Here is a 23,827-nt window from a genome sequence, read left to right on the forward strand (position 1 = left end):
GCCCCCACGATGCCGCCACACATGCCGACGCAGTGGGTTCCACCCAGCAACCCCACGAGGAACACTGAGAGAAACCCTGAGCTCATCACCGAGCGTATCGAACGTTCATATCACTTTCGAATAGCGGGTGCGCTGGAGGTCGGACTGGAGGTATTTGTCAAACACCATGCATACGTGGCGCACCAGGAGCCGCCCCCGGGGGGTAACACCGATCCAGTCGTCCTCTATCGTCACGAGGCCCCAGCGCTCCAGCTCCCTCAGCGCCTCCAGCTCCCGCTGGAAATAGCGGTGGAAATCGATGAGATAGCCGCTTTCGATGGGCTCGAAAGAAAGCTCGAAATGGCAGATGAGGGCCTGGATCACCGCCCGCCGCAGGAGGTCGTCGGCGGAAAGCTCCAGCCCACGCATGATAGGCAGTCGCCCGTCGTCCAGAGCCTCGCAATAGTCCCTGAGCGCCCGGTGGTTCTGGGCGTAGGTGGGACCGATCATGCCAATGGCCGAAACCCCGAGACCCACCAGGTCGCACCCGGCGTGGGTAGAGTAGCCCTGGAAGTTGCGGTGCAGCCGCCCTTGGCGTTGGGCCACCGCCAGCTCATCGTCCGGCTTGGCGAAGTGGTCCATGCCGATGTAGAGGTATCCCGCGGCGGTCAAGCGCTCGATGGCGAGCTTGAAGATTTGCAGCTTCTCGTCGGCACTGGGCAGCTCGGCAGGATTAATTTGCCGTTGGGTTTTGAAGATATGGGGCAAGTGGGCGTAGTTATAGAGGGCGATGCGGTCTGGGTTGGCCGCGATCACCCGCTCCAGCGTGTGGGCAAAACCCGCCACCGTCTGCTTCGGCAACCCGTAGATCAGATCCAGGCTCACCGAACGGAATCCGTGGGTCCGGGCAGCCTCGATCACGGCCACCGTCTGAGCTTCGCTCTGGATCCGATTCACCGCCCGCTGCACCTGGGGATCCAGGTCCTGGACGCCGAGGCTCATGCGGTTGAAACCGAGCTCTGCCAGAACCTGCACCGTGTGGGGGCCCACCTTGCGCGGATCGATCTCGATGGAGTATTCCCCCTGGGGCGAAAGGGTAAACCGGGAGCGAATGTCCTGCATCAAGCTGCCGAGCTGCTCATCCGAGAGGTAGGTAGGAGTGCCGCCACCGAAATGGAGCTGGCGCACCTCGTTGTCTCCGGCAAACAAGGCTGCCTGCAGATCCAGCTCTTTGCGCAAATAGCCGAGATAGCTGGCGGCGTGGCGACGGTTCTTGGTGATGATCTTGTTGCATGCACAATAAAAGCAGACCGTGTCGCAAAACGGGATGTGCACGTAAAGGGAAAGGGGCCGGCGGATGCCGCCAATATTACGCTTCGCGGCCCAGGCCCGATAGGCAGCCTCGTCGTAGGCTTCCACGAAGCGGTCTGCGGTGGGATAAGAAGTATATCGGGGACCGCTCACGTCGAAGCGGCGGATCAGCTCGGCGTCGAAAGCCGGCAAGGGTGAAGCGCTGGGGAAAGCTGTCTGGTGTTCGGATCGTTGCATCGGGACGAAATACAAGACGGTTCCCATAGCGGCCTACTATGCCACGGACGGCGGAGGCGCCTTTGATCTAGATCAACGGAATGGGGTGCATTAGAATTCGTTCATCTTCGCTCCGGATCCGCCCGGGATCGTTCTTCAGTACCCGCCATGACCGCCTCGCCCCCCGTCAAGGGCATCAGCCTCACGGCGCTGCGCACCGCGTGTAGCGCCTGTAACCTCCAGGAGCTGTGCCTGCCCATCGGGCTCACCCGGGAAGAGGTGGAGCGCCTGGACGCGGTGGTGTACCAGCGCCGCCGCGTTAAGCGGGGCGAGCACCTCTACCGGGCGGGAGAGGGCTTCGACGCCTTGTTCGCCGTGCGCTCGGGTTTCTTCAAGACCTATCTGCTCTCGGAAGACGGGCGAGAGCAGGTGACCGGCTTCCATATGATGGGGGAAGTGATGGGCCTGGACGCCATCAGCGCGGAGCGCCATCCCTGCAGCGCTATTGCGTTGGAGGATAGCGAGATCTGCCTGGTGCCCTTCACTGAGCTGGAAGCTCTCTCCCGGGAGATGCCCTCCCTGCAGCGACACCTGCATAAAATGATGAGCCGGGAGATCGTCCGTGACCAGGGCGTCATGCTGCTCCTCGGTAGCATGAAGGCGGAGGAACGCCTGGCCGCCTTCCTGGTGAATCTTTCCCAGCGCTTCCAAGCCCGCGGTTATTCCCCTTGCGCGTTCAATCTGCGCATGACCCGGGAAGAGATCGGCAGCTACCTGGGCCTAAAGCTGGAGACGGTGAGCCGCCTCTTCTCCAAGTTCCAGGAAGAGCGCTTGATCCGGGTACACAATAAGGCCATCCAGATCCTGGATCCCGAAGGGCTCAACGCCCTCGTCGGCCCCTGCATGCTGCGCTAGCCGCAGTCCGGCGTGCCTGGCTCCTGCCGCTTGGGACAGCCCGGGGGCCGCTCCGTGGGTGTGAGCGGGCAGCGGTTGATCTCGGCCGAGGTACGCTGGAAGAAACAGGTGAGGGCGCTCGAGGCAGCGGCGAAAGCCCAGAAGAGGAAGAAGCCGATGGTATAGACCATCAGGCGGTTATCCCCTAGTGCCTGGCCGCCCGGGAGAAGTGTATCGCTAAAGGGCAACTGCACGGGATCGAACAGGGTGAAAAAAATCACCTCTCCGATCCCACCCACGAGGAACGAAGGCCACAGGATCCAGATCAGGCGTCGCCCCAAGCCGCCCAATTCTTGGGCGTTTCGGGTCTCCACCTCCCGCGACGAGCTCGGGCAGCTCATGCTCTCGGCCCCCGAGACTTCCGGGCGAGCCATACCAGCGGGAAAAGGCCCATGCCGAGGACGAAACCGGTGGTGAACAGGCTCAAGCGGCCGAAATCGGAGTCCAACAGCAGTTCCAGTGCCGCAGACATGTTGTTCTCCCTCCTTCGATCAGGATGCGGCGGGCGGTGGCGTGAGCCGCACCGCTGCTCGTTCGGGATACCAGAAGGAACCCGTGAGCCGCCAGGTGCTGCGCTCGTCTTCCAGGTTGAGCACCCAGCGACCAAAGCTGAGCGGCGCGAGCGCGCCGCGGAATTCGTGCCCGCCTGCAGGCAGCAGGCGCAACGTCTGGTCGTAGCCCGCCCGGGTGGGATGAATCACTTTGAGCACGAGCGCGGTCGGCAACGGTCCGTCTTTCACCGTGAGCCCCACCACCACTGTGCGCCCGTCGTCCTCCAGACGGACTTCGGCGCTCACGCCTCGGCGAAGGGCGCTCCGCTCCCGGTCCAGCACCTGATGGATGGCGAGTCCCTGCTTGTAATAGTCCTCCACCACCAGGCCATCGTCGCTCTTGAACGCGATCCACAAGGTGGCAAAGCCTGCGGCCACCACTGCCGCAGGCCCGGCGGCGAGTCCCCATACCCAGGGTTCCCGGTACCAGGGGCGCGCCCCGAGCGCCTGCTCCCGCCCTTCAGCGGGCGATGAAGCTGGATTTCTCATCGATCCTCACCCGCTCGTCGTCGAGCGCCTGCACGTGGAACATGACCGGGTTCGAGCCTTTCTCTACTGCCGTCCGCTCGGCCAGCAGCCGCACCGACACTATGCGCGACGACGCCCCTTCCACCTGGATCGGCTGCGGCTCCCCTTCCAGCTCGAGTCCCTCGATGCCGCTAACGGTAACGGTGTAGAGCCGCGGCTTTTCTGTGGTGTTAAAGATCTGCAACCGGTACACGTTTTCGAGCCGCCCATCCTCCGCCTCCCGTACCAGAGTCGCCCGATCGCGGATCACGTTGACCTTGAGGGGTACCCGGAAATACAGGGTAGCGGCCACCGCCGCTACCAAGGCAAGGAGGATGGCCGAATAGATCAGCACCCGGGGCCGCAGCAGGTGCTTCACGATGTCCCGGTCCGAATATTTCCCTTCGATCGCGCTTTCGGTGGAGAAGCGGATGAGCCCCCGGGGATAGCCCATCTTGTCCATCACCTGGTTGCACCCATCGATGCACGCGCCGCAGCTTATGCATTCGTACTGAAGGCCGTTCCGGATGTCGATGCCCGTGGGGCACGCCTGCACGCAGATGCCGCAATCGACGCAATCGCCAAGTCCCAAGGTCTTCCGTTCGGCGGAGCGGGAGCGCGCTCCCCGAGGCTCACCCCGGTAGCGGTCGTAGGTGACGATCAGCGTATCCGGGTCGAACATTACGCTCTGGAAGCGGGCGTAGGGGCACATGTACTTACATACCTGTTCCCGCATCCAGCCGGCGTTACCGTAGGTGGCGAAGCCGTAGAACAGCACCCAGAAGGTCTCCCACGGTCCTAGGGAAAATCGCGCGAGCTCGGCGAGCAGCTCGCGAATGGGCGTGAAGTAGCCCACGAAGGTGATCCCAGTCCAGAGAGAGAGCGCGATCCACAGCCCGTGCTTGGCAGCCTTGAGGCGCAGCTTGCGCCAGCTCATGGGTGCCTGGTCCAGCTTCATGCGCTTCATCCGGTCGCCTTCCACCCACTGCTCGATCCACAGGAACATTTCCGTGTACACCGTCTGGGGACAGGCGAAGCCGCACCACAGGCGACCGGCGATGGCAGTGAACAGAAAGAGCGACAGGGCTGAGATCACCAAGAGGGCCGTGAGCAGAATGAAGTCCTGAGGCCAGAAGACGATGCCGAAGATGTAAAACTTGCGATGGGCGAGATCAAACAGCACCGCTTGCCGCTCGTTCCAGGTGAGCCAAGGCAGACCGTAGAATACGAGCTGTGTGAGCGCCACCAGGGCGATACGCCAGCTGGCAAGCACACCCGAGACCGCCCGCGGGTAAATCTTCTTGCGGACTTCGTACAGGGCAACCTCGAGGCTGTCGTCCGCCCCGGAAGCGTTTGCCTTTTGAACTGGCCGATCCAATGTCTTGATGCCTTTCGCAGGCGTCAAGCTGTCCCGCTCCCCTAGCACGGGGGCAGACGGCGATCTGGGTCCCGCCGCCTGCCCTGCCTCGAGCCGCCTTTCTTCCGCTGGGAGCGCTTCCCGCCCCTTCTGCCTGAAGATCGCCCGCACTTCCAACGTCTACTTGGCTTGTTGCGACAACCCGTACACGTAGGCCGCGAGCAGGTGAATCTTGGCTGGCGACAGCCGCTCGCCCCAGGCCGGCATGACCCCGCTGCGCCCCTTGGTGATGGTCTCGAGGATGGCGGCTTCGCTTCCGCCATAGAGCCACACGCTGTCGGTCAGATTGGGCGCGCCGAGCTGGGGATTGCCCTTGGCGTCGGCGCCGTGGCAGGCTGCGCACACAGCGAATTTCTCCCTGCCCTGCTCGGCCAGCTTCGCCTCATGGGGCCGGCCGGAAAGGGAGAGCACGTAGTGGGCCACCGCCTTCGCCCCTTCGGGGCCGCCCACCGCGTCGATCATGGGGGGCATCATGCCCTGGCGACCGTTGGCGATGGATGCTTTGATCGTGTCCGGATCGCCGCCGTAGAGCCAGTCTCCATCGGCCAGGTTGGGAAAGCCCACGGATCCGCGGGCATCGGACCCATGGCACTGAGCGCAGTAGGTGAGGAACAGCCGCTGGCCCATGTCCCGCGCCTGGGGATCTGCCGCCACCGCCTTAAGATCCTGCTGCAGGAACTTGTTGAAGATAGGCCCGTAGGTCTGTTCCGCCCTGGCCATTTCCTGCTCGAACCGGCCCTTCGAGCTCCATCCCAGAATGCCCTGGAACGTGCCGAGCCCCGGATAGAACACCAGATACACCAAGGCGAACACGATGGTGATGTAGAAGAGATTGCTCCACCACTTGGGCAAGGGGTTGTTCCATTCCGCCAGATCTTCGTCCCACACGTGGCCGGTGGTACCTACCGCCTCCCCTTTCTTCACCTTGGCCCTGGACAGGGACCACAGGAACACGCCACAGCCGACGATGCTCCCCAGCGTCAGGACGGCCACGTACCAGCCCCAGAAGGGGCTCACGAAATCGCTCATTGTTTTTTCCTCCCGCGGCGCGCTTGCTCCCTCTCGTTGCGGATGCGCTCCCGCTCCTCGCCATCGAAGGGGGCGAGAGCGGCTTCATCGAAGCGCCGTTGGCTCCGCCCGCTCCAGACCCAGGCGACGATGCCCACGAACACGACAAAGGCGAGCACGGTCTCTAAAACCCTCAGATCGTTTATGTCCATCGCATCACCTCGCGTTCTTCAATGCCGTGCCGAGCCCCTGGAGGTAGGCAATGAGAGCGTCCATCTCGGTCTTGCCCTCGACTTCCTTGGGCGCGTTGGCGATGTCCTCGTCGCTGTAGGGCACACCCACGCGCTGCAGGGCCTTCATGTGTCTCGCCACCCGGGCACCGTCCACCTTGGCCTGCGCGAGCCACGGGTAGGCCGGCATGTTGGACTCGGGCACCACGTCCCGCGGGTTCATGAAGTGGACGCGGTGCCACTCGTCCGAATAGCGCCCGCCTACCCGGGCAAGGTCCGGACCGGTACGCTTCGACCCCCACAGGAACGGGTGGTCGTACACCGATTCGCCCGCCACCGAGTAATGGCCATAGCGCTCCACCTCTGCGCGAAACGGCCGCACCATCTGGGAATGGCAGTTGAAACATCCCTCCCGCTGGTAGATATCGCGGCCTGCCAGCTGTAGAGCGCTAAAGGGCTTGAGCCCCGGTACCGGCTCGGTGGTGGAGCGCTGGAAAAAGAGCGGCACGATCTCCACCAGGCCGCCCACCGCCACCACTAGGACGATGAGTACAACCATGAGCGCTACGTTCTTTTCTATTTTTTCGTGCATCGAGCTCATGGCCTCCTCCTCAGTGCACTGCGGCCGGCACCGGCACCGGCACATCGTCCACGGCCCGGGTACCGGCCATGGTCTTCCATACGTTGTAGGCCATGATCAGCATGCCAGCGAGGAACAGGATGCCGCCCACTAGGCGAATCGAGTAGAAGGGATACATGGCTTTGACGCTTTCCGCGAAGCTGTAGGTAAGGGTGCCGTCATCGTTGACCGCCCGCCACATGAGTCCCTGGGTGACCCCGGCGATCCACATGGAGGCGATGTAGAGCACCACGCCGATGGTGGATACCCAGAAATGCACCGTGATCAGGCCGACCGAATGCATCTCGCTGCGGCCCACCATGCGCGGGATCAGATAGTAGAGAGAACCGATGGAAATCATGGCCACCCAGCCGAGGGCACCCGAATGCACGTGGCCGATGGTCCAGTCGGTGTAGTGGGACAGGGCATTTACCGTCTTTACCGACATCATGGGTCCTTCGAAGGTAGACATGCCGTAGAACGAGACGGAAGTCACCAGGAACTTGAGGATCGGGTCGGTGCGCAGCTTGTCCCATGCTCCCGACAGGGTCATGATGCCGTTGATCATCCCACCCCAGGAAGGCGCTAGCAGAATGAGAGAGAAGAGCATTCCCAGCGACTGGGTCCAGTCGGGCAGCGCGGTATAGTGCAGGTGGTGCGGTCCCGCCCACATGTAGGTGAAGATCAGGGCCCAGAAATGCACGATGGACAGCCGGTACGAGTACACCGGCCGTCCCGCCTGTTTGGGGATGAAGTAGTACATCATCCCGAGGAAGCCGGCAGTCAGGAAGAAGCCCACCGCATTGTGCCCGTACCACCATTGCACCATGGCGTCCTGGGCGCCGCTGAAGATGGAGTAGGACTTCCACAAGCTAGCCGGGATTTCCAGGCTGTTCACCACGTGCAGCAGCGCGATGGTGAGGATGAAGGCGCCAAAGAACCAGTTGGCCACATAGATGTGGGGGGTCTTGCGCTTGTAGATGGTGCCGAAGAACACGATGGCGTAGGCGACCCACACCAGTGTGATCAGGACATCGATGGGCCACTCCAGCTCGGCGTACTCCTTGGAGGTGGTGTAGCCGAGGGGCAGGGTGATAGCCGCGGCCACGATCACCGCCTGCCAGCCCCAGAAGGTGAACGCCGCCAGGGCGTCGGAGAAAAGCCGCGCGTGGCAGGTGCGCTGCACCACGTAGTAGGAGGTGGCGAACAGGGCGGAACCCCCGAAAGCGAAGATCACCGCATTGGTGTGCAGCGGCCGCAGCCGCCCGTAGGAAAGCCACGGAATGCCATAGGTGAGATCTGGCCAGATTAACTGGGCGGCGATGATCACCCCCACCAGCATGCCCACGACACCCCATACCAGAGTCATGACAGCGAACTGGCGGACGACCTTGTAGTTGTATGTCTCTTGCGCTTCCATTCAGCTCTCTCCCGTTTCCCAATCGAAAACCTCGTAGCCTTTCTGGTCCCCGCCTTCCGGCACATGGAGGGCGCGACCGCATCGATGGCAAGGATCTCGCCACTGGCGATTTCTGAACGTCATCAAGTCGACGGCCAGGCTCCTTCCTCTTTTCCCGGCCGGTCGTCGTCCATGAGGATGCGATGGGCCGGCCCTTCCAGATCGTCGAACTGTCCGCTTCTCACCGCCCACCAGAACACCGCGCCGATCAGGAGCACCAGCGCGAGGGACAGGGGGATGAGGAGATACAGAATGTCCATTTCAGAGATCGCGGTTCTGGCTCAGGAATCAGGATTCGAGATCGAAGGCTTCGGCATCGAGGCATGGGCAAGCCCTTTTAGGCCAAGCTCGGGTAGCACGATGCGGTGACCGATCTCCGATCCGTGGCGCGCCAGCCTCAGGGCGTTCATTACCACGAGCAGCGAGCTTCCCGCCATGCCAAGTCCTGCCATCCAAGGGGTGACGAAACCCGCCACGGCGAGCGGCAGCGCCCCCAGGTTGTAGGCAATGGCCCAGGTGAAGTTCTGATAGATGACGCGGGTGGCGCGGCGCGCCAGGGCAAAGCCATCCGCCAGGTCCAGGAGACGCCCGGAGGCAAGCACCATGTCCGCGCTCGCCCGGGCGGCCTGGGCCGCCTCCCCCACCGCCACCGAAACCTGGGCTCGGGCGAGCACCGGCGCGTCGTTGACTCCGTCACCCACCATGGCCACCACCGCGCCTTCCCGCTGCAGCCGTTCGATCCAGGCCAGTTTTTCTTCGGGCGAGGCCCCCGCCACAAAACGCTCGATTCCCAGGCGCTCGGCCACCCGCCGTACCGCCGCAGGCCGGTCGCCGGAGAGCAGCAGGATCTGGCAACCCGCAGCCTGCAGATGTGCCACGGCCGCCGCAGCGTCCGGACGCAAGGCATCGCGAAAGGCAAATGCCGCGAGATAGCCGTCTTCGGCGCCCAAGACCACCCCCGTGTCATGGCCTTCCAGGAAAGTCGAGAGAGACGAGGGCAGCGCCTGTCCCACGAGTTCGGCGACGAAGGCTGGCGTTCCGATACGCAGCCTCCGCCCGTCGATGACCGCCTCCATCCCGGCGCCCGGCACGCGCACCGGCAGGGCCCCGCTGGAAGGCGTCCAGCCCCGGGCGCGGACGGCCTCCCGCAACGCCCGGCCGATTGGGTGCTCTGCCCCCTGCTCCAGGCCAGCCGCCAGGGCGAGGCACGCTTCGACGGGTAAGGCTCCCAGGGGGAGAACCTCCTCGAGGGTGAGATGCCCGTCGGTGAGCGTTCCCGTCTTGTCGAACACCACATGGGTGGCCTTCGCCAGGGTCTCGAGGGCATGCCCTCGGGTGACCAGCAACCCCTTCCTCGCCAGTCGGCTGGTGGCCGCTCCCAGGGCGGCGGGCGTGGCCAGGGACAGAGCGCAGGGGCAGGTCACCACCAGCACTGCCACGGTGATCCACAGGGCCCGTTCCGGTTCCACCGACGACCAATAGAGGAACACCCCCGCCGCCACCATGAGCAGCGCCGCCACGAACCAGGCCGCCACGCGGTCGGCTGCCGCCGCGATGGGCGGCTTCTCCGCCGCCGCCCGGTCCAGCAGCCGCAGGATGCCGGCGAGCACCGTCTCCTCCCCCACCCGCTCCACTCGCACCACTACCGGGCTCTCCACATTGAGGGAAGCCCCTACCACCCCATCGCCTGGCCGTTTCGCCACCGGCCGGCTCTCCCCGGTGAGGAGGGCTTCGTCCACGGCGGTCGTGCCCTCAGCCACCACCCCGTCCGCCGGCACCGCTTCCCCGGGGCGTACCCGCACGTAGTCGCCCGGAGCGAGCTCGGCCACCGCCACCCGTGTCTCCTCGCCGCTGTGAGGGTAAGCGGAAAGCTTCCACGCCATGGCGGGCCTCAGGCGGGCCAATGCCTCGGAAGCGTCGGCCGCCCGCTGACGGGCATTCCACTCCAGATAACGGCCCCCCAGCAGAAAGAAGACGAACATGGTGATGGAATCGAAGTACGCCTCCCCCTCACCGGTGAGGGTGGCCCAGACGCTGGCAGCAAAGGCGAGCCCAATGCCCAGCGCGACCGGCACGTCCATGCCCAGCCGCCGCGCCCGCAGATCGTTCCAAGCCCCCCGGAAAAAGGGGGTGGAGGAAAACCCCACCACCGGCACGGTCAGGAGCAGTGCCGCCCAGCGCAGCAGCGTCTCAACATCCCGCGGCATCTCTCCCTCCCCGGCCAAATAAGACGGGAGCGCCAACATCATCACCTGCATCATGCCGAAGCCGGCAACGAACAGCTCCCACAGGGCCCGCCGTCGTTCCTGGCGCAGGATTGCCTCGTGCCGGCTGGGGTCGTAGGGATGGGCGGTATAGCCGATGGCGGCGATGGCCCGCAGGATCTCGGACAGGCGCACCCGCGTCTCGTCCCAGCGGATCCGAGCCCGCTGAGTGGCATAGTTCACGCTCACGCCCAGGACCCCGGGCAACCGGGCGAGCTGCTGCTCGTTGAGCCACACGCAGGCTGCGCAGCGGATGCCTTCCAGGATCAAGGAAGCCTCCCGCACGTGCTCTCCCGCGGCCCGCACAAAGCCTTGCTGCACCTTGGGCGCGTCGTAGAGCTCGAGCTCCCGCAGGAACTCGGGCAGGCTGTCCCGGGGTGAAGCCGGCAGCGCGCTGCGGTGCCGGTAATAACTCTCAAGGCCCGCAGCCACGATGGCGCGCACCACCGCCTCACAGCCGGGGCAGCACAGGCGGCGCATGACGCCATCCACCGGGACGGCGTACCGGGACGCTTGCGGCACTGGAAGCCCGCAGTGAAAACAGGCGGTGGCTGCCGAAGAGGAGGGGTCCGGGGAGGAGAGGCTCGCCATGGAACATCCATCAGCCATGTCCAAGCGAGCCTGGGCGAAGCGTTCGCCGTCCCGGGAATAAGCCGCCTGGGGGCTTTTCACTTTGCCCCGTAGGGGCACTCCCGAGAAACGACAATATGTTAGATGTATCGAATAATCTAATGTATGACACAGCCGCTCATGCTCCGCATCCGGCACACGCCACAAGATCTAGGCATTGTGTTTAACCTGGTCCGCGGGCCGCCCGAGACGGGGCGCCTCACGTCGCCATCGTTCGCCGCGACTTTTCGTCCATGTGAGGGAGACCCATTTGCCGGTCGGGGCATGAACACCCTCTCCCTGGGAGCGCCGGCCGAAGCACCCGCGTCCGGTTCACCCCCCGCCACTGGTGGGCGCACCGGTCAATCCCCCGCGTCGGCAAGACCTATCTCCCCCCTATCCGGGGCAGCGCCTAGCCCTGCGGGTGCTATCCTAGCGGCCGCGGCAGCGCAGCATTTGATCTGGATCAAACATCGGTCAGACGAAGGACCGAACCAGACCTCGGGTAGCGCTGCGGCATCCGAGCTTCCTTCCTATAATCGGAAACTTGAATCCTTCCAACCGCGTCGCAACAACCAAAGAGGACCGTGCAGCTCCGATAGGAGGATCACCATGACGCTCACTGTCTCTTCCGGCGATGCATTGATCATCGTGGATGTGCAGAACGACTTTCTTCCCGGCGGAGCCTTGGCCGTCCCGCAGGGGGATCGGGTCATCGAACCCCTGAACCGGGCTGCGGCCCTGTTCGAGGCCAAAGGATTGCCCGTATTCGCCACTCGGGACTGGCATCCCGAGAATCACTGCTCCTTCAAGCCCCAGGGGGGGCCGTGGCCCCCCCACTGCGTGGCGGGCACCCGGGGAGCCGAGTTCGCCCCGAGTCTGCGACTGCCCGCCGCGACGGTGGTGATCTCCAAGGCCACCACCGCCGAGCGGGACGCCTACTCCGGCTTCCAAGGGACCGAGCTGGGGAACGAGCTTAAGCGCCGGGGCGTGAAGCGGGTGGTCGTAGGCGGGCTCGCTACCGACTACTGCGTCCTGAACACGGTGAAGGACGCGCTGGCCCAGGGATTGCAGGTGCTGCTCTTGACCGACGCTATCCGCGCCGTGGACGTGAAGCCGGGGGATGGGGGGGCGGCTCAGGCGGAGATGGAACGCAGAGGCGCGGTGCCCATCACCGTGGCGGACCTGGCCTGAGGCAGCGTTGCGCTCGATGAGCCCCCTGCTCACCGACCTCTACCAGCTCACCATGCTCCAGGCTTACCTGGAGCGGGGGCTGCAGGCGACCGCCGTGTTCGAGCTCTTCGTGCGCAAGCAACCACCCGAGCGGAATTTTTTTGTGGCGGCCGGACTCGAGCAGGCCCTTGACTACCTGGAAAACTTGCGCTTTCGGGACGAGGATCTGCGCTGGGTGGCGCAATCGGGGTTGTTCAAGCCGGGTTTCGTGGACTTCCTGGCGGGGTTGCGCTTCGAAGGGGAGGTGTACGCCATGCCCGAGGGCACGCCCTTCTTCTCCGACGAGCCCATCCTGCGGGTCGTGGCGCCCCTACCCCAGGCCCAATTGGTGGAAACCCGGCTCATCAACCTCATCAACTTCCAGTCCATGGTGGCCTCCAAGGCCGCGCGCTCGGTGCTCGCCGCCCGAGGGAAGCTCCTGGTGGACTTCGGGCTGCGGCGGGCCCATGGGGCGGAAGCCGGGCTCCTGGCCGCCCGGGCCGCCTACCTCGCCGGGTTCCACGGCACCGCCACTGTGCTGGCGGGACGGGAGTATGGGATTCCCGTCTATGGCACCATGGCCCACTCCTTCGTCCAAGCCCACGATTCCGAGACACAGGCCTTCGAGGACTTCGTCCGCACTTTTCCCAAGAACGCGATCCTGCTCATCGACACCTACGACACGGAGCGGGGGGCCCGGCGGGTGGTGGAGCTGGCGCGAAAGCTGGCGGCGGACGGCATTCAGATACGAGGGGTGCGCATCGACAGTGGCGACCTGGCAAGCCATGCCCGCAACGTACGGCGCATTCTCAACGAGGGCGGGCTTTCCCAGGCGATCATCTTCGCCAGCGGCAACCTGGATGAGGCCAAGATCGCAGCCCTGGTGGAGGCAGGCACACCCATCGACGGCTTCGGCGTCGGCACCAGCCTCACCACCTCCAGCGACGTTCCCTTTCTCGACTCGGTCTACAAGCTCCAGGAATACGCCGGCCGGGCCCGCCGCAAGCGCTCCGAGCATAAGGCCACCTGGCCCGGGCGCAAGCAGGTTTATCGCCGCTACGACGCCAAGGGTGTCATGACGGGGGACGTGCTCACCCTGGAGACCGACCCCCAGGAAGGAGAACCCTTGTTGGTCCAGGTTATGGCGGGGGGCCGCCGCATCGAGCCTTGCCCGCCCCTGAAGGAGATCCGGGCGCGAACCCTGGCCCAGTACGCCCGGCTGCCCGAAGCCCTGCGAGGGCTCGAGCCGGCCCCGCCCTATCCCGTGGAAATAGCGCCCGCCCTGCGGGCGCTAGCGGAGGAAGTGGACCGGCGGGAGGCCCTGGATCCCATTTCCTGACGTCGGCCCCTTGCCTTCGGACTACAATGAGAATCGCCCATTCACACAACGAGAGGAGGCCACCATGAATAACGCCACGCTCGTCGCCACCGCCGCCGTATTCCTCTCCGCCTGCGCCTATCTTCCCTTTTCCTCCGGGCCCTCCGCCACCGCCGAGCTCAAGCCCTTGAAAGGGAGTGGTGTCAACGGCACCGTCCATTTCACCCAGAAAGGAGACAAGGTGCTGGTGGTGGCGGAAGTGAAAGGGCTCAAGCCCGGGCCCCATGGTTTCCACATCCACGAAAAAGGCGACTGCAGCGCCCCCGACGGCATGAGCGCCGGCGGACACTTCAATCCCCATGGAAAGAAACACGGCGGTCCCAACGACCCGGACCGCCATGCGGGTGACCTGGGCAACCTCGTGGCCGATGCTAGCGGCAACGCCAAGCTGACCTTGGAAACGGCCGACCTCTCCATCGGCTCCGGACCGGGCAATCTCCTGGGTCGCAGCGTGATCGTCCACGCCGACCCGGACGACTTTAAAACTCAACCACACGGCAACGCGGGCGCCCGCATCGCCTGCGGCTTGATCGTCGCCAAAGGGGGCCGCAGCGCCTATTGAGGCGCGTTGAGGGGCGGGGGTCCCGCCCCGCCCCGTTGACAGCGACGGCCAGAGGGTTAGATTTAGCCCCATCGCTTGCCTCTTCTGCCCCTCACCCATGGAACGCCGCCACTTCATGAAAGCCTGCGCCGCTGGCGCCCTTCTCGCCGCCGCCGACCCCCAGGTCCTGGCCGCCCAAGCGGTCTCACCCCGCTACTATGCCCGGGCCTTGCTGGTCGACCCGGAGGACAAACCCATCCGCGCCTCCACCCTCGCCGCCGGAACCAATTACATCTTTCACTATCCTTTCGGGGGCACGCCTTGCTTCCTCCTCGATCTGGGCAGGCCCACCCAGCGGGACGTGCGGCTGAAGACCGCCAGCGGCCAAGCCTATGTCTGGACGGGGGGCGTCGGCCCCCGGCGCTCCATCGTCGCCTATTCCGCCATCTGTGCCCACAAGCTGGCGTACCCGACCAAACAAATCAGCTTCATCAGCTACCGCAGCGCCTCGGAGGGTTCCACCTTCGCCCGGCCCAACATGATCCACTGCTGCGCCGAGCACAGCGAGTACGATCCGGCCAGCGGGGCGCGGGTGGTGGGCGGGCCGGCGGATCAGCCCCTGGCGGCCATCCTGCTAGAGCACGATCCGGCGACCGACTGGCTGTACGCCGTCGGTACCCTGGGCGGAGAACTGTTCGACGAATTCTTCCGCAAGTACGACTTTCGGCTGGTGCTGGAACACGGCTCCGACACCTTGCCCAAGACCCCGGTGACCCGCGCCACCCGGGTGACGGAGCTCGCCCACTACTGCGAGCAGCGGGTGCGCTGCTAGTGTTCCCCTCGGGCAACGCTCGGCCGCCCTCGGCAAAGGCGGCCGCCTTCCCACCGCTCCCGGATGATCCCTTGGCTCAATGCCCATACCCCGTTTCCCCCGGTGGAAACCGCCCTGACCTGCCCCAACGGGCTGCTCGCGGCCGGAGGCGATCTTTCCGTCGCCCGGCTCCTGGAGGCCTACCGCCAGGGAATCTTCCCCTGGTTCAACGAGGGCGAGCCCATCCTGTGGTGGAGTCCGGACCCCCGCATGGTGCTGTTTCCGCCGCAGATCCGGATCTCCCGGTCGTTGCGCAAAACGCTGCGCCAGCGCCGCTACGAGATCCGCTGCGACAGCGCGTTTCGCCGGGTGATGGCGGCCTGCGCCGCCCCGCGCCCCGGGCAAGCGGGCACCTGGATCTCCCCCCTGATGATGGAGGCATACGAGGCGCTGCACCGGGCTGGCTACGCCCACTCGGTGGAAACCTGGATCGACGGGAAGCTGGCAGGCGGGCTCTACGGGGTAGCCCTGGGACGGGCCTTTTTCGGCGAGTCCATGTTCTACCGCGTTCCCGACGCTTCCAAGATCGCCCTGGTGCACCTAGCGCGCCAGCTCGAACGCTGGGGCTTCGGGCTCATCGACTGCCAGATGGCCACCCAGCATCTGCGTTCCCTGGGGGCGCGGGAGATTCCCCGCAGCGAGTTCACGCGCCGTCTGTCGGAATTGGTAAACTATGGCGGCATCACCGGAAAATGGCGCTTCGACACCGACTTGGTCTGATGACACGTCGAGCCGGGAAGGCACTCGGAAGGCTGATGAACGGGCGGGATCTCATTTGACTGGAGCTTAGGGTCTGACCATGGCTTTGCTCAACGACTTTCCCCTGTCGGTGCTCCAGTTCTATGCCACGGCACCCTACCCCTGCAGCTACCTCCCGGGACGGCTCGCTCGCAGCCAGGTGGCCACGCCGAGCCACCTGATCGACACCCGGGTGTACGGTGAGCTGGTGCGGGCCGGCTTCCGCCGCAGTGGTGCTTTTACCTACCGGCCCTACTGCGACCACTGCCGGGCCTGCGTGCCGGTGCGGGTGGTGGTGGACGAGCTCAAACTCAACCGCTCCCAGCGCCGGGCTTGGAAGCGCCACCGTGATCTGCGGGCAAGCGTCCACAACCTGCACTACAGCGCGGCCCATTACGCCCTCTACCTGCGCTACCAGGCTCATCGCCACGCGGGCGGCGGCATGGACCAGGACAGCCGGGAGCAGTACCGCCATTTCCTCCTGCAGAGCAACGTCTCGTCGAAGCTGGTGGAATTCCACGAAGGTGGGGAGCTGCGGATGGTGAGCATCATCGACGAGCTGTCCGACGGGCTGTCCTCGGTCTACACCTTCTTCGAGCCCAACGTGCCGGGAACGAGCTACGGCACCTACAACATCCTGTGGCAGGTCCACCTGTGCCGCGAGCTGGGGCTGCCCTACCTCTATCTCGGCTACTGGATTGCTGAGAGCCGCAAGATGGCCTACAAGATCCAGTTCCAGCCGATGGAGGGACTGGTCAACGGCCGGTGGCAACGGCTGGCGCCACCCGTGCCGGCATGACCGGCTCCCCGCGCCCCTTTCTACGGCGATGCGCATCCTGATCGTCGAGGACGACAAGAGCATCGCCACCAACCTCTACGATTTCCTGGAAGCGCGGGGCCATGCGGTGGACGCCGCGGCCGACGGAATCACCGGCCTGCACCTCGCCGTTACCCAGGACTTCGACGCCATCCTCTTAGATCTCAGCCTCCCAGGCATGGACGGCGTGACCCTGTGCCGCAAGCTGCGGGAGGAAGCGGGCAAGGACACGCCGGTGCTCATGCTCACCGCGCGCGACACCCTGGAAGACAAGCTGGAGGGCTTCCAGCACGGTGCCGACGACTACCTGGTGAAGCCATTTTCCCTGCGAGAAGTGGAGGCGCGGCTCACCGCCCTTTATCGACGCCACACCGGCCGCGTTGCCCGGCGGGAGTTCCGGGTGGGCGAGCTGAGCTTCGATCCCCGCACCCTCTCCATCCGCTTCGGCGGCAAGCCGGTAAAGCTCCCGCCCAAGGCGATCCGGCTGCTCGAGCTGCTCATGTCCCAGCCGGACCGGGTGTTTTCCCGGGCTGAGCTGGAAACCGCGCTATGGGGCGAGCCGCAAGAATCGAGCGATACGCTGCGCTCCCAGATGTATGTGCTGCGGCGCTCCCTTGCCGCCGTCGGCGGCTACGATCCGATCGAAACCGTGCACGGGATCGGCTATCGCCTGTCCTCCACCCATGAGCGCTAAGCTCGGCTTCCGCACCCGCACCGCGCTCGCCATCGCCGCTTTCAGCCTGCTCCTGCTGGTCGCCCAGTCGGTGGCGGTGGTTATCCTCACCTACGAGCAGGAAGACAATCTGGTCAACCAGATCCTGGAAGACGAGCTGCACCGGCTCGAAGAACAGCTGCGGCACGGGCAAGTGCCACAGCTGCCGGCGAGCGAGCGCTTCCACGGCTATTTCGCCCGTACCCCTGCGGAGCGATTGCAGGTCCCCGCCGCCCTTCGCGACCTGCCCCCCGGGGCCGTGGAAATCCAGCGCGACGGGCGCGTGCTGCACTTTGCCGTGCGGCGCATAGGAGAGGCCACCCTGTATCTTGTCTACGATGCGACGCTACATGAAGCGCGGGTGCGGGAATTCAGCCATCTGATGGTGCTGGCGGTGCTCACCATGGCGGTGGTCGCGGCCTTGCTGGGCTACGGGGTGGCCGGGCTCCTCGTGCGTCAGGTGACCGATCTCGCGCACCGGGTGGCGCAGTTGCGTCCGGAGGACAACACCCTGCCGGCAGCCGCCGATTACTTGGACGAGGAGGTCGCGAGCCTCGCTCGGGCAATCAGCGACTACCATCGCCGGGCGGCCGAATTGATCCGTCGCGAAAAGGAGTTCACCGCCAACGTGAGCCACGAGCTGCGCACGCCCCTCACTGCCATCAAGACCGGCTGCGAGCTACTGGCCCAGGATCCCGGCCTCTCCACGAAGGCCCGCGCCCGAGTCGACGCGCTGGCCAGCGCCGCGGCCCGCATGGAGGAGTCGATCCGCGCCCTGCTGTTCCTCGCCCGGGAAAACGCGCTCCGCGAGCAGGAAACGGTCAACCTGCGCGAAGCGGTGCAGGAGGTGTTGAGCTCGTTGAAGGAAGCGCTGCAGGCACGCCCGCAGGTACAGGTGGAAATCGACATCGACGCGAGCGCCACGGTGCAGACCAACCGCACTGCCTTGGAGCTCGCGGTCACCAATTTGTTGAAGAATGCCATCGCCCATACACTGCACGGGCACGTCCGGCTGCACTACGACGCTCCTGTGTTGGAAGTGAGCGACACCGGCAGCGGCATCGCCGAGCACGATCTGCCGCGCATCTTCGAGCGCTTCTACCGCGGCACCAACGCCGTCGGCGGCGAACACACGGGCCTCGGGCTGGCCATCGTGCGCTCCATCGCCGAGCAGCTCGGCTGGCGCATCGATGTGCACAGCCGGCTAGGCGAAGGCACCTGCTTCCGCATCCGGTTCCCGAGCACCTCTTGCCCCCTTCCGGCGGCGCCCTCCTGAGCCAGGTCGCGTACGAGCCCGCCCGGGCGTCGAGCCCGCGCCTTCCAGGCGCGCTTTCACAAATTCCTCACATGTCCTCGACGTCGTCTCGATGGTACATGGGCTAGCATCCCCGCGATTGCTAACCCATTCCATGAGCCGGCGATGGAGCTTCGCGAGGTCATCAAGATCGAAACGTTGTCAGGCGCTTTTGTGGCCTGCGGCTCGAAGATCGCCGCCCTTTCTGTGGTCATTCCCCTGCACGACGAGGAAGCAAGCCTCCCTCGGCTCGTGGGCGAATTGGCGTCGGCACGCGCGGCGCTCCCCCCCTCGGAGGTGATTTTCGTCGACGACGGAAGCAGCGACGGTACCGCGCGCGAGCTGCGTAGGCTCGCCATCGGGCGGCCGTGGCTGCGCTATGTGCGCCACCGCCGCAACTGTGGCCAGAGCGCCGCCATACGCACGGGCGTTCGGGCAGCTCGCCACCCGTGGATCGCCACTCTGGACGGCGACGGGCAGAACGATCCCGCGGATATCGCCAAGCTGATCGCGGCGCTGTCCAACCATCCGGCGCCCGAGCGGGTACAGCTAGTAGCCGGCCAGCGCCTGCGTCGGGAGGACCCCTGGGTGCGCAGGCTGTCTTCCCGCATCGCCAACGCGGTGCGCAGCCGCCTACTGGGGGACGGTGCGGCCGACACTGGGTGCGGGTTGAAGTTGATCCGGCGTGAGGCTTTCCTGGAACTGCCCTACTTCGACCACATGCACCGTTTCTTGCCGGCGCTCATCCAGCGCCAGGGGGGTGAAATCCTGCTCGTGCCGGTGAGCCACCGCCCGCGGCTTGCAGGCCGCTCCCACTATGGCATTGGCAATCGTCTATGGGTCGGAATCGTCGATCTCATGGGCGTGCTGTGGCTGAAACGCCGCTATTGCCGGGCCGAGATCGAGGAAGGCCATTGAGATGAGCCCGGAGCTGTTCTGGTTGGGGCTGGGCTTTGTCGGCCAATGCCTCTTTTCCTTGCGCTTCCTGGTCCAATGGTGGGCCAGCGAGCGGCGCGGGGAAAGCGTCGTGCCCCCCGCTTTCTGGTACTTCAGCCTCGCTGGCGGTGCGGTGTTGCTCGGCTACGCCATCTACCGGGCCGACCCGGTTTTCATCGTAGGGCAATTGGCCGGGCTCGCAATCTACGCCCGCAACCTTCACCTGATTTTGAGCGCCCGCGCCACAGCAGCCGGCAATGAGCAGCGCGGGCCGGCATGAGACGCTTCAAGCCCGCCGCCGTCGCCTTCGTTCTTGCGCTGTGGCTCCTGCCGCTCTTCGTGACGCTGGAGTTCCGGCCCATCCTTCCCGTGGATGAAACCCGGGTAGTCAGTGTCGCCTGGGAAATGTGGAACCGGGGCGATTTCCTGGTCCCCTCTCTGAACGGCGTACCCTACGCCGACAAACCGCCGCTGCTGTTCTGGATCATCCATCTCGGCTGGGCGCTGACCGGTGTCAACGCCTGGTGGCCCAGGCTGGTGCCCGCCCTGTTCGCCCTCGCCTGCCTTTACCTCACCCATCGCCTGGGGCGGCGCCTGTGGCCACAAATGCCCGAGGCGGCCGGTGCCGCAACCCTGGTGCTGCTGGGAACGACCTTCTGGTCGGCATTTTCCACTGGCCTGGTCTACGACACGACACTCTCTTTCTTCGTGCTGTGCGGCGCGCTGGGGCTTTTGCATGCCTGGCAGGGAAGGCGCTGGCAGGGCTTTGCCTTGTTCGGGGTGTCGGCCGGCCTGGGCATCCTGGCCAAAGGCCCAGTCGCCCTGCTGCACCTGGGCCTGCCCGCCCTGACCGCCCCCTGGTGGATGCAGGAAAATCGCCCCCCGTGGAGCCGCTGGTATCTGGGCCTCGCCGCAGCCACTCTCCTCGGGCTTGTCCTCGCCGCCGCATGGGCCCTGCCCGCCGCCCGCGCCGGGGGCGAAGCCTACGCGCAACAAATTCTCTGGCATCAGACGGCAGACCGCATGGTGTCCGCCTTCGCCCACCGCCGCCCGTTCTGGTGGTACCTGCCTTTGCTGCCCCTGCTGCTCTTCCCCTGGATCGCCTGGCCGCCCCTCTGGCGTTCGCTGCGCTCCCTGATCGTGTCCCCCGACAGTGGAATCCGCTTAACCCTGATATGGAGTGGCTTGGGGCTCGTCGCCTTTTCCCTCCTGAGCGGCAAGCAGGCCCACTATCTCTTGCCGCTGCTGCCGCCCTTCGCTTTGCTGGCGGGGCGCGGGCTTGCCCAAAACCCCGCCATCCGCCCGAGCGACGTCTTGCTACCCGCCGCCGGCCTGGTGCTCCTCGGAGGGCTCTTTTCCCTCACCCCGTTTCTCGGAGCGCGCCTGCACCTGCCTTCGTGGACTGAGGAGCTTCCTGTGGTCACAGGCCTCACCATCGCCGGCGCCGGCCTCGCCCTAGCAGTGCTCAAATTCTCCCACTCGAGCTTGGAAACGGCGAAGCTCGCCCTGGCATCGGTCTTCACTGTCGCCACCTTTCAGGCGGGGCTGTCCCTGCCCGTGTGGGGCGCTTACGATCTAGGTCCCATCAGCGCCCGTCTAAAGGTCCTCGAGGACGACGGCGCGCCTCTTGCTCACGTGGGCAAATATCACGGCCAGTTCCAGTTCCTGGGACGGCTGGAGCATCCCTTGGAAGTCATCGAGCCCCGGGACCTGTCCCCCTGGCTCGCCCGGCATCCGTCAGGTCGGGCCATCGTCTATCTTCCTCCGGGCGACCCCCTACTCGACGAGGCGGAGTTCCTGCAACCTTTCCGCAGCCGGTTCGTGGCCATCGTGGGAGCCCGTGCCGTCGCGCGCCTTGCAGCAGGGCACCCGACCGGTATGCCGACGAGCGAGGCGGAGCCGTGACGGGCGCCCAAGAGGACCCGTTCTGCAGACTGGCACAGCCACATTTTTCGGCGCTGCGGGCGAGCCGGCTGCAGTTACGCCGGGCGTGCTACCCAAGGGCGTTCGCGCTTTGATCTGCCCGGGCTGGAACGGCGGCATCGACCCGAGTTTCGCACCATCGGGACGCGAAACGAGGCTCAGAAGCGACTACTCTGCGACGAGCTCGCGGTCCGCTTCGGCCATCGGCTGGCTAGGCTTGGCCTTTGGGGTCTTGCCTTCAAGCTTGGCACCGATGAGCTGCACGAAGCCCCCGCGGCAGCTTCGAACCCCGAACGCTCGCGCAGGCAAGCTCCTTTCGAATGCGCTGAGATCGTCTGTGCGGCCCTTGAGGGGTTGCTGAGGCCAGGACCCACTCGCCTGCTTTCGCTTTTCTGCGAAGGCACCTTCATCGCCGTGAGCAGCGCTCGACGCAGGTAGGCCACCGCCCTGCGCCCCTGACGCCTTGCCCGCCGAGCGGCTACAATCGGCCCATGCTCTACTCGTTGCTGCGCCCAGCGCTGTTCGCGCTGGAGCCGGAGACTGCCCACGCCCTCAGCCTGACCCTTCTGGACGCCGCCCACGCCCTTCGGATCGACCGGCTCGCCTTCCACCCGCCCGCCGGCCGGCCGGTGCAGGCGATGGGGCTCACCTTCCCCAATCCGGTGGGGCTCGCCGCCGGCTTCGACAAGAACGGTGCCCACGTGGATGCCCTAGGCAGCCTGGGCTTCGGCTTCATCGAAGTGGGCACGGTGACACCGCGCCCCCAGCCGGGCAATCCCCGTCCCCGGCTGTTTCGCCTTCCGGAAGCCCAGGCCATCATCAACCGCATGGGCTTCAACAACGCGGGCATCGACACGGCGCTTGCCAACCTGGCCCGCGCCCGCTATCGGGGCGTCCTGGGGATCAACATCGGCAAGAACTTCGACACGCCCCTCGCGCGGGCGGCGGAAGATTATGCGACCTGCCTGCGCAAGGCCTACCCGCGGGCCGACTACGTGGCGATCAACCTTTCTTCCCCCAACACGGCCGGACTGCGGGACCTGCAAGCCGAAGAGGCCCTGGACGCCCTGCTGGTCGAGCTCGCCGCCGAACGGGAGCGGCTCTCAGACGCCCACGGCCGGCGGGTGCCCCTGGCGGTGAAGATCGCCCCGGACCTGGACGCCCCCGGGATCCAGGCAATCGCCCGCTTGCTCCTCAAGCATGGGATCGACGCCGTGATCGCCACCAACACCACGGTGGCCCGCCCTCAACTGAACGGGCATCCCCTCGCGCGGGAAGCCGGGGGCCTTTCCGGAGCGCCGCTGCGCCCCGCCGCCACCCGGGTCGTGCGCCTGCTTGCGGCCACCCTGGCCGGGGCGCTCCCCATCATTGCCGTAGGCGGCATCCTCTGCGGGGCCGATGCACGGGAAAAACTGCAAGCCGGTGCCACCCTAGTGCAGGTGTACACGGGGCTCGTGTACCGGGGCCCAGGGCTTGTCGCCGAACTCCTCCGCGCCACGGCGGCGGCACCTTGACCTCGAAACGGCCAGGCGAACCTTCGTTCCTCCGTCCCCGGGAGCAGCCCTCGCGGCTTGGGTGGCGGGCGCTGCCCACGGGAATTCCTTTTCATCAATGAGGTTGTCTGCAGACAAGCTCTGCGACGATAATTACAAATTCCGTTCACGCTGCAGCCCGCTCCCCTACACCGAACCTTCTCGTGCCATGGAAGGCTATCTGCTGATCCTGGTGAGTACGGTGCTCGTGAACAACATCGTGCTCGCAAAAGTCTTGGGCCTGTGCCCTTTCATGGGCGTCTCCAGGAAGCTGGAAACCGCCATGGGCATGGGGCTCGCCACCGCCTTCGTGCTGACCCTGGCCTCCGGAGCGAGCTATCTCATTCACCGCTATCTCCTGGGGACGGAGCTTTTCTACCTCCGCACCCTCTCCTTCATCGTGGTGATCGCCGGCGTGGTGCAATTCACCGAGATGTTCGTGCGCAAAACGAGCCCCTTGCTGTACCAGGTGCTGGGCATTTATCTCCCCCTCATCACCACCAACTGCGCCGTGCTGGGCATTCCCCTGCTCAACGTCCAGGCCGGTCACGATTTCGTCGAATCCCTGTTCTTCGGCCTGGGCGGCGCCCTGGGTTTTTCCCTGGTGCTGGTGCTGTTCGCCGCCATGCGGGAGCGGCTGGAGGCGGCAGACGTGCCCGCACCCTTCCGGGGTTCTCCCATCGCCCTGGTCACCGCCGGACTCATGAGCCTAGCGTTCATGGGATTTTCCGGGTTGGTCAAGTGAGGAC

General features: G+C 65.5%; 26 protein-coding genes. 14 read left to right on the forward strand and 12 right to left on the reverse strand.

All coding sequences use genetic code 11. The features are described from left to right. Positions 1–86 (reverse strand): urease accessory protein UreH domain-containing protein (locus V7Q81_RS04020; protein ID WP_442954753.1); only part of this gene is annotated, 86 nt, incomplete at its 3' end. Between the two features lie 19 nt (positions 87–105). Next, positions 106–1,527, reverse strand: a complete 1,422-nt coding sequence (hemN, locus tag V7Q81_RS04025) for an oxygen-independent coproporphyrinogen III oxidase (protein ID WP_333840647.1) — start codon at positions 1,525–1,527, stop codon at positions 106–108. Positions 1,528–1,674: 147 nt separating this feature from the next. Between hemN and fnr the strand changes: the two genes are divergently transcribed. Next, complete coding sequence (fnr, locus tag V7Q81_RS04030; RefSeq protein WP_333840579.1) at positions 1,675–2,421, forward strand: fumarate/nitrate reduction transcriptional regulator Fnr; 747 nt, start codon at positions 1,675–1,677, stop codon at positions 2,419–2,421. On the opposite strand, the gene V7Q81_RS04035 is transcribed toward fnr, so the two are convergent. From V7Q81_RS04035 to V7Q81_RS04080, 10 genes are all read right to left on the reverse strand, one after another. Beyond that, positions 2,418–2,801 carry a hypothetical protein gene (locus V7Q81_RS04035; protein WP_333840581.1) on the reverse strand — a complete coding sequence of 128 codons (384 nt, stop codon included), beginning with the start codon at positions 2,799–2,801 and terminating at the stop codon, positions 2,418–2,420. The two genes, fnr and V7Q81_RS04035, sit on opposite strands and share 4 nt — an antisense overlap. Continuing rightward, positions 2,798–2,932 carry a DUF3149 domain-containing protein gene (locus tag V7Q81_RS04040; protein WP_333840583.1) on the reverse strand — a complete coding sequence of 45 codons (135 nt, stop codon included), beginning with the start codon at positions 2,930–2,932 and terminating at the stop codon, positions 2,798–2,800. Before V7Q81_RS04040 ends, V7Q81_RS04035 begins: the two co-directional genes overlap by 4 nt. Before the next feature lie 19 nt (positions 2,933–2,951). Further along, positions 2,952–3,500 (reverse strand): FixH family protein, encoded by a 549-nt coding sequence (locus V7Q81_RS04045; RefSeq protein WP_333840585.1) that lies wholly within the window; start codon positions 3,498–3,500, stop codon positions 2,952–2,954. Then, the gene (ccoG, locus tag V7Q81_RS04050) at positions 3,472–4,923 is read right to left on the reverse strand and encodes a cytochrome c oxidase accessory protein CcoG (protein ID WP_442954751.1); all 1,452 of its coding nucleotides are present in this window, start codon (positions 4,921–4,923) and stop codon (positions 3,472–3,474) included. Before ccoG ends, V7Q81_RS04045 begins: the two co-directional genes overlap by 29 nt. Positions 4,924–5,055: 132 nt before the next feature. Further along, positions 5,056–5,964: a cytochrome-c oxidase, cbb3-type subunit III gene (gene ccoP / locus V7Q81_RS04055; RefSeq protein WP_333840587.1), complete on the reverse strand. Its 909-nt coding sequence runs from the start codon at positions 5,962–5,964 to the stop codon at positions 5,056–5,058. After that, complete coding sequence (locus V7Q81_RS04060) at positions 5,961–6,155, reverse strand: cbb3-type cytochrome oxidase subunit 3 (protein WP_333840589.1); 195 nt, start codon at positions 6,153–6,155, stop codon at positions 5,961–5,963. The genes ccoP and V7Q81_RS04060 overlap by 4 nt, the downstream gene beginning before the upstream one ends. A 4-nt stretch (positions 6,156–6,159) precedes the next feature. Continuing rightward, entirely contained in the window at positions 6,160–6,774 is a 615-nt protein-coding gene (ccoO, locus tag V7Q81_RS04065; RefSeq protein WP_333840591.1) for a cytochrome-c oxidase, cbb3-type subunit II, read from the reverse strand. Positions 6,775–6,784: 10 nt separating this feature from the next. Continuing rightward, positions 6,785–8,212: a cytochrome-c oxidase, cbb3-type subunit I gene (ccoN, locus tag V7Q81_RS04070; protein WP_333840593.1), complete on the reverse strand. Its 1,428-nt coding sequence runs from the start codon at positions 8,210–8,212 to the stop codon at positions 6,785–6,787. 122 nt (positions 8,213–8,334) lie between these two features. Beyond that, a complete protein-coding gene (gene ccoS / locus V7Q81_RS04075; protein ID WP_333840595.1) occupies positions 8,335–8,511 on the reverse strand; it encodes a cbb3-type cytochrome oxidase assembly protein CcoS in 177 nt (58 codons plus the stop codon). Positions 8,512–8,532: 21 nt separating this feature from the next. Then, entirely contained in the window at positions 8,533–11,106 is a 2,574-nt protein-coding gene (locus V7Q81_RS04080; RefSeq protein ID WP_442954754.1) for a heavy metal translocating P-type ATPase, read from the reverse strand. Positions 11,107–11,736: 630 nt separating this feature from the next. Here V7Q81_RS04080 and V7Q81_RS04085 point away from each other — a divergent pair. The 13 genes from V7Q81_RS04085 (at position 11,737) to rsxA (ending at position 23,823) form a co-directional block, all read left to right on the forward strand. Next, a complete protein-coding gene (locus V7Q81_RS04085; RefSeq protein ID WP_333840599.1) occupies positions 11,737–12,318 on the forward strand; it encodes a nicotinamidase in 582 nt (193 codons plus the stop codon). Positions 12,319–12,334: 16 nt separating this feature from the next. Further along, positions 12,335–13,675 carry a nicotinate phosphoribosyltransferase gene (locus V7Q81_RS04090; RefSeq protein ID WP_333840601.1) on the forward strand — a complete coding sequence of 447 codons (1,341 nt, stop codon included), beginning with the start codon at positions 12,335–12,337 and terminating at the stop codon, positions 13,673–13,675. Positions 13,676–13,739: 64 nt separating this feature from the next. Continuing rightward, positions 13,740–14,276, forward strand: a complete 537-nt coding sequence (locus V7Q81_RS04095; protein ID WP_333840603.1) for a superoxide dismutase family protein — start codon at positions 13,740–13,742, stop codon at positions 14,274–14,276. A gap of 115 nt (positions 14,277–14,391) precedes the next feature. Beyond that, entirely contained in the window at positions 14,392–15,087 is a 696-nt protein-coding gene (locus V7Q81_RS04100) for a hypothetical protein (RefSeq protein ID WP_333840605.1), read from the forward strand. Positions 15,088–15,150: 63 nt separating this feature from the next. After that, positions 15,151–15,846: a leucyl/phenylalanyl-tRNA--protein transferase gene (gene aat / locus V7Q81_RS04105; protein WP_333840607.1), complete on the forward strand. Its 696-nt coding sequence runs from the start codon at positions 15,151–15,153 to the stop codon at positions 15,844–15,846. Between the two features lie 79 nt (positions 15,847–15,925). Next, a complete protein-coding gene (locus V7Q81_RS04110; protein WP_333840609.1) occupies positions 15,926–16,663 on the forward strand; it encodes an arginyltransferase in 738 nt (245 codons plus the stop codon). A gap of 28 nt (positions 16,664–16,691) precedes the next feature. Next, on the forward strand, positions 16,692–17,375 hold the full coding sequence (locus V7Q81_RS04115; RefSeq protein ID WP_333840610.1) for a response regulator transcription factor: 684 nt from the start codon (positions 16,692–16,694) through the stop codon (positions 17,373–17,375). Continuing rightward, positions 17,365–18,669, forward strand: coding sequence for a sensor histidine kinase (locus V7Q81_RS04120; RefSeq protein WP_333840612.1), 1,305 nt, complete (start codon positions 17,365–17,367; stop codon positions 18,667–18,669). Before V7Q81_RS04115 ends, V7Q81_RS04120 begins: the two co-directional genes overlap by 11 nt. A gap of 144 nt (positions 18,670–18,813) precedes the next feature. Further along, positions 18,814–19,605, forward strand: coding sequence for a glycosyltransferase family 2 protein (locus tag V7Q81_RS04125; protein ID WP_333840614.1), 792 nt, complete (start codon positions 18,814–18,816; stop codon positions 19,603–19,605). A 1-nt stretch (position 19,606) separates the two neighbouring features. Next, positions 19,607–19,903, forward strand: coding sequence for a lipid-A-disaccharide synthase N-terminal domain-containing protein (locus tag V7Q81_RS04130; RefSeq protein ID WP_333840616.1), 297 nt, complete (start codon positions 19,607–19,609; stop codon positions 19,901–19,903). Continuing rightward, positions 19,900–21,528 carry an ArnT family glycosyltransferase gene (locus V7Q81_RS04135; protein WP_333840618.1) on the forward strand — a complete coding sequence of 543 codons (1,629 nt, stop codon included), beginning with the start codon at positions 19,900–19,902 and terminating at the stop codon, positions 21,526–21,528. Before V7Q81_RS04130 ends, V7Q81_RS04135 begins: the two co-directional genes overlap by 4 nt. Positions 21,529–22,037: 509 nt before the next feature. Then, a complete protein-coding gene (locus tag V7Q81_RS04140; RefSeq protein WP_333840620.1) occupies positions 22,038–23,060 on the forward strand; it encodes a quinone-dependent dihydroorotate dehydrogenase in 1,023 nt (340 codons plus the stop codon). Positions 23,061–23,247: 187 nt separating this feature from the next. Further along, positions 23,248–23,823, forward strand: coding sequence for an electron transport complex subunit RsxA (rsxA, locus tag V7Q81_RS04145; protein WP_333840622.1), 576 nt, complete (start codon positions 23,248–23,250; stop codon positions 23,821–23,823). Positions 23,824–23,827 lie beyond the last annotated feature (4 nt).

Source organism: Pelomicrobium sp. (assembly GCF_036803785.1).
Taxonomy (GTDB): domain Bacteria; phylum Pseudomonadota; class Gammaproteobacteria; order Burkholderiales; family UBA6910; genus Pelomicrobium.